This window comes from Rhodococcus sp. HM1, from assembly GCF_023218075.1.
Taxonomy (GTDB): Bacteria; Actinomycetota; Actinomycetes; order Mycobacteriales; family Mycobacteriaceae; genus Rhodococcus.
In genome coordinates, this window is the sequence record NZ_JALPTB010000164.1 from 1 (window position 1) to 1832 (window position 1832).

At 69.7% G+C, this 1832-nt stretch carries 1 protein-coding gene; it reads right to left on the reverse strand.

Annotation, left to right across the window (positions count from 1 at the left end; translation table 11 throughout):
• Positions 1 to 87: 87 nt before the first annotated feature.
• The gene (locus M1M07_RS32180; RefSeq protein ID WP_308200892.1) at positions 88 to 1755 is read right to left on the reverse strand and encodes a transposase; all 1668 of its coding nucleotides are present in this window, start codon (positions 1753 to 1755) and stop codon (positions 88 to 90) included.
• Between the last annotated feature and the right edge of the window lie 77 nt (positions 1756 to 1832).

Consider the following 1832-nt stretch of genomic DNA (forward strand, 5'->3'; position numbering starts at 1 on the left):
CGGGCTGTTGCGAAATAGCCGAAGGTCCGCGACCGCGAACCACAGCGCCGGTCCCGGGGCGGGGTCTCCCGCCCCGGGACCACCGCTTCACACGACGGCCGGCAACCCGCCCCCACCCACCATGGTGAGGATCTTGCCGATGTTGTGGACCGCAGCATGGAAACTCCACTCACCGCGGGCCCGGGCCAGTCCGCGCCCGGTGAACCGCCGGAACCTCAGATTGTGTTTGGCATGCCCGAACGGGGTCTCCGCAATATGAGAACGCTTGCGGTAGGTCGCGATTCCCTCCTCGGTGCGCAACCGGTGGGCCATCGCCTCCACCGGCGAAGTCTCGGCCGGCGGCGGTCCCGACACCGGTGTGTGCCGGGCCGCGTGTTCGAGATGACGGCTCTTGCCGCGGGCGATCAACCGGTCCGGTCCCGGCGCGGTGATGTTGGCCTCGGAGAAGTACCCGGCATCGGCGAGCAGCACCCCCATCCGATCCCCACCGCCACCATCACCATCACCATCGTTGGTGTCGGTGCGGGCGGTGGTGATCTTCTCGGCGGCGGCCACCGCGGCCTGCATCATCGGCACGAACGTCGGCGCATCGGTGGGATTGGCGGCCACCGACACCGCCAGGATCACCCCGTCCTCGCTGGTGACGGCCTGACAGTTGAATCCTTGCAGCCAGCCGCCACCGCGCAACGGTTGCAGCCCGGATTCCGGGTCGGTGGTGTTGACCACCCGCTCCGGCCGATCCCCGGTGCTGTCATCGGCTCGTGCCGCCGCAGCCGTCTCGGCAGCGATCGCGCGTTCGAGCCGAGTCCGGGCCTTGATCACCTTCGGGTCCTGCTCGGCCGGCCGGATCACCCAACCACCGTATCGGTGGCCTTTCGCTGCCGCCTCGGCCCGACGCTGCGCATACCGTGCCACCTTCTCGGCATGGGTAGCCAACACCCGCTCCAAGGCCAACTGCGCGGCCGCGACCGACACCGCCGCCGGCGGAGCACCCATCGGTATCGTCCCGGCCCGGGCCTGTTCGAGATACACCTGCGCCGAGGTGTCCTTCTCATCTCGGGCCTGCTGTTCGGCGGCGCGAGCGGCGTCGAGAACAGCGATCGCCTCGCCGATCCGCGCTGCCCGTGAGCGTGGATCGGCCAGCGGCGGTGGCACCGAACCCGGGCCGGGTCCGCCTCGGCCGTGCTCGTCGTCTTCGCTGGTGTCGGTGGCCTCGTGCGCGGCCACCGCCGCTGCCGCGATCGCTCGGGCATGCTCGGCGGCTTCGGCCCGCACCGCCGATTCGGTGCGGTTGGCGCCGGCCGAGGCGTTCGAGGCGATCTTGACCGAGTCCAACGCGATCGTTTCCAGCCGGCCCAGCCCCAGGGCGGCGGCCAGCAACAGGACCTGGGTGAACAGGTCTTCGCAGGCGGCGGCGTGGGTCTTGCGGAACCGGGCGATGGTGACGTGGTCGGGGATGTCCTGGGCGCAGATCACCCGATAGGCGACGTCTTCGGCGCACAAGCGTTCGATGCGGCGGGAGGACCGTTCCCCGCGGGACCACGCCCATACCAGCAGGGTCAGCAGCATGTCGGGGTGGTAGCCGGCCCGGCCGGCGCCGCCGGTCTTGGCGTTGCGGTGGAATGCGGTGGTGTCGATCCGGTCGATGATGTCGATGACCGTCCACACGGGATGATCGGCGCCGAGCCAGTCACGCATGTCCGGTGGGATCAGGAACTGTTGGTCGCGATCGACGGGTCGATATCCTTTGGCCACCAACAGATTCTACACAAAGCCGCAGGTCGGCCCCGCCGCGTCACGGCGAGACCGACCCGCGATTCTGCAACAGCCCG